The 3,750-nt window shown below is 47.1% G+C and carries 3 protein-coding genes and 1 pseudogene; 3 read left to right on the top strand and 1 reads right to left on the bottom strand.

All coding sequences use genetic code 11. The annotated features are described in order from the left end of the window. Positions 1-119: pseudogene (locus STRDD11_RS14455) on the bottom strand (amino acid ABC transporter ATP-binding protein); the annotation flags it as partial. Positions 120-414: 295 nt separating this feature from the next. On the opposite strand from STRDD11_RS14455, the gene yycF reads away from it, so the two are divergent. From yycF to STRDD11_RS08605, 3 genes are read left to right on the top strand one after another with little or no spacing between them, the layout of a single operon-like run. Further along, positions 415-1,116, top strand: a complete 702-nt coding sequence (gene yycF, locus STRDD11_RS08615) for a response regulator YycF (RefSeq protein ID WP_128836981.1) — start codon at positions 415-417, stop codon at positions 1,114-1,116. Next, complete coding sequence (gene vicK / locus STRDD11_RS08610) at positions 1,109-2,455, top strand: cell wall metabolism sensor histidine kinase VicK (RefSeq protein WP_128836980.1); 1,347 nt, start codon at positions 1,109-1,111, stop codon at positions 2,453-2,455. The genes yycF and vicK overlap by 8 nt, the downstream gene beginning before the upstream one ends. 9 nt (positions 2,456-2,464) lie before the next feature. After that, positions 2,465-3,265 (top strand): MBL fold metallo-hydrolase, encoded by an 801-nt coding sequence (locus STRDD11_RS08605; protein WP_128836979.1) that lies wholly within the window; start codon positions 2,465-2,467, stop codon positions 3,263-3,265. Positions 3,266-3,750: the final 485 nt, after the last annotated feature.

The following is a 3,750-nucleotide window of genomic DNA, read 5'->3' as shown; positions in this document are numbered from 1 at the left end:
AACCAGATGGCCCAAGCAGCACAACGACCTGTCCTTTTCGTAAACTGAGATTGATCGTGCGCAGGGCGTGAAAATACTCCGTAATATTTTTCGACATTTTTAAATTCAACTAGAGCCATAGGATTCTCCTTTGTGTTAGATAATATGACATAGATTTTACCATAGAATAAAAAAACTGTCAAATTGAATAAAAATTATTTCTACATTTGTCAAATAATGGTAGCTTGAATTAGTATTTTTTAAGAAAAGTTTGGTATAATAAGACTATAGAAATAATTACAGTTGGACGGGGAGTCTAGCAGAAATACTAGATGGCCTTTTGTGTGTTCAGAGGCGGAGTCTGTTTATTGGACTGCTGCAGCTTTTCCTGCAGGACCTGACGGTCCCCTTCCAATCTGATATTAAGGTGAATATATGAAGAAAATATTAGTTGTAGATGATGAGAAGCCAATCTCAGATATTATCAAGTTTAATATGGCCAAAGAAGGCTATGAGGTGCTGACGGCCTTTGACGGCAAGGAAGCGCTGGAGATGTTTGAAGCCGAGCAGCCGGATATCTTGATTCTGGATTTGATGCTGCCGGAAGTAGACGGACTGGAAGTGGCCCGTACCATTCGCAAGACCAGCAATGTACCGATTATCGTGCTTTCTGCCAAAGACAGTGAGTTTGATAAGGTTATCGGTCTGGAAATCGGTGCGGATGACTATGTGACCAAGCCTTTCTCCAACCGCGAGCTGCAGGCACGGGTGAAGGCTCTTCTCCGCCGGGCAGACTTAATTGTGGAAAGTCAGGGCGATGATAACGGTCCGAATGAGCTGACGATTGGGGAGCTGCAGATTCTGCCGGATGCCTTTGTGGCTAAAAAACACGGCAAGGAGCTGGAGCTGACCCACCGGGAATTTGAGCTGCTGCATCATTTGGCCACCCATATCGGACAGGTCATGACGCGGGAGCACTTGCTGGAGACTGTATGGGGCTATGATTATTTCGGTGATGTCCGTACAGTGGATGTGACCATCCGCCGCCTGCGTGAAAAGATCGAAGATACGCCCAGCCGTCCTGAGTACATTCTGACCCGCCGCGGTGTTGGCTACTATATGAGAAATAATGATTGAAGCAATTAAACAGTTTGTGATTTCTGCGGATTTCGTCTTTTTTCTCATTATCATCGGCTTTATTATCGTTGTGGCTTTGCTTTTTTTGGAAAACCGCCGTGATAACTACAAGCTGCTGCAGCTGAATCAGAAGATTAAAGATCTGATTGCCGGTGATTACTCTGAAGTGCTGGATATGCAGGGCAGTCCGGAAATCACAGACATGACAAACAGTATCAATGACCTTTCAGAGGTCATTCGCCTGACGCATGAAAATCTGGAGCAGGAAACCAAGCGCCTATCCAGTATCCTGTCCTATATGACAGACGGGGTGCTGGCTACCAACCGCCGCGGTCAGATTATCACTATCAATGATATGGCGACCAAGCAGCTGGGGGTTAAAAGAGATGAGGTCCAAAATATGAGTATTTTGGATCTGCTTTCGATTTCAGAAGACTATGATTTGCGGGACTTGATTACCAAAGTGCCCGAGCTGACCATTTATTCTCAGGATGAGAATGGAGAGTATCTGAGCCTGCGCGTGCGATTTGCTCTGGTCAGACGGGAGTCGGGCTTTATTTCCGGTCTGGTTGCTGTTTTGCATGATACGACCGAGCAGGACAAGGAAGAGCGGGAACGCCGGCTCTTTGTTTCCAATGTCAGCCATGAGCTGCGGACGCCTTTGACCAGTGTTAAGTCCTACTTGGAAGCTCTGGACGACGGGGCTCTGTCAGAGCCGGTAGCTCCGGATTTTGTCAAGGTTTCGCTCAATGAAACCAACCGCATGATGCGCATGGTGACAGACCTGCTCAGTCTCTCGCGCATTGATAATGAAACCAGTCATCTGGAAGTAGAGCTGACGAATTTTACAGCTTTTATCACTTTTATTCTCAACCGTTTTGATAAAATCAAAAGTCAGGACGAGACCAAGAAATACGAGATTATCCGAGACTATCCTATAACCCCGATTTGGGTAGAGATTGATACGGACAAGATGACTCAGGTGATTGACAATATTATGAACAATGCCATTAAGTATTCGCCTGACGGCGGGACCATTACGGTCTCTATCAAGACGACCGATGTCCAGCTGATTCTGTCCATTGCGGATGAAGGGCTGGGGATTCCTAAGCAGGATCTGCCTAAGATTTTTGACCGTTTCTACCGGGTGGACAAGGCCCGCAGCCGGGCCCAGGGCGGTACCGGTCTGGGACTGGCGATTGCCAAAGAAATTGTCAAGCAGCATCAGGGCTTTATCTGGGCCAAGAGCGAATACGGTCAGGGTTCGACTTTTACAATCGTTCTGCCTTATGACAATGATGCCGTGCGCGATGACGATTGGGACAATGAAGATATTTAGAAAGTAAACATGAGCAAAGGATTTCAATACAGTATTTTGGCATCAGGCTCCAGCGGCAACTGTTTTTACTTAGAAACAGACCAAAAGCGAATCTTAATTGATGCCGGTTTATCAGGGAAAAAAATCAGCAGTCTGTTGGGCGAGATTAACCGCAAACCGGAGGACTTGGACGCCATTCTGGTGACGCATGAGCATAAGGACCACATCCACGGAGTAGGAGTGCTGGCCCGCAAGTATCATCTGGATATTTATGCTAATGAAGCGACCTGGAAGGCCATGGAGAAGGACTTGGGCAAGCTGGATATCAGCCAGAAGCATGTCTTTGAAATGGGGAAAACCAAGACTTTCGGCGATGTGGATATTGAGAGCTTTGGGGTCAGTCATGATGCAGTCTGCCCGCAATTTTACCGCTTTATGAAGGATGGCAAGAGCTTTGTCATGCTGACGGATACGGGCTATGTCAGCGACCGCATGGCAGGGGTGATTGAGAATGCTGATGCCTATCTGATTGAGAGCAATCATGACATCGAAATTCTCCGCAGCGGAGCCTATCCTTGGAGTCTCAAACAGCGCATCCTGTCTGACATGGGCCACCTGTCCAATGAGGACGGAGCCGAAACTATGATTCGGACTTTGGGCAACCGCACCAAGCGAATCTATCTGGGGCATCTGAGCAAGGAAAATAACATCAAGGAGCTGGCCCACATGACCATGGTCAATCAGCTGGCTCAGGCAGACATGGCTGTCGGCCATGATTTTCAGGTCTATGATACCTCGCCCGACACTGCCACCCCTCTGACCAGAATTTGAGACCGCGAAAAGAAGAAGCGGACCAGAATGGTTTGATACTCAATGAATTGACTTTCAAAGGGTATTTGTATAGAAAAATCAGGAGGCTCTGTATAGGGTCTCCTGATTTATAGTCTTTTCGTTTGCTTTTAGCAGTGAAACTGTCCGGGGGACAGTTTCAGCCTATCATTTTGACATAAGAAAATGATAGGCTGCGAGTTGGAGGCTGAGACAAAAGTCCTTCAGTCTTGCTTTGTTTTGGAAAAAAACTCTTGACGCGGTAGCTGATTGCTCAAAGCACTGCTTTGAGGTTATGGATGAAACATCCGTTAGGATGTGCCAAGACTGTTCGTCTTTTAGACTCCAAAAAGCTCCTGCATTGAGGAAAACTCTGTTTTCCTCATCCCCAACCTCTCCCAGTCCACCCGGACTGTGAGAGCCTCGCGGGCTGGGAGTGAAAAGGTTTGGGGAACCTTTTCAGCCTGAGCTTAGAAACAAAAGAGTGA

The sequence above is a fragment of the Streptococcus sp. DD11 genome, from assembly GCF_001578865.1.
In the GTDB taxonomy this organism is placed as follows: Bacteria; Bacillota; Bacilli; order Lactobacillales; family Streptococcaceae; genus Streptococcus; species Streptococcus panodentis.
This window is presented reverse-complemented; position numbering and strand designations above follow the sequence as displayed.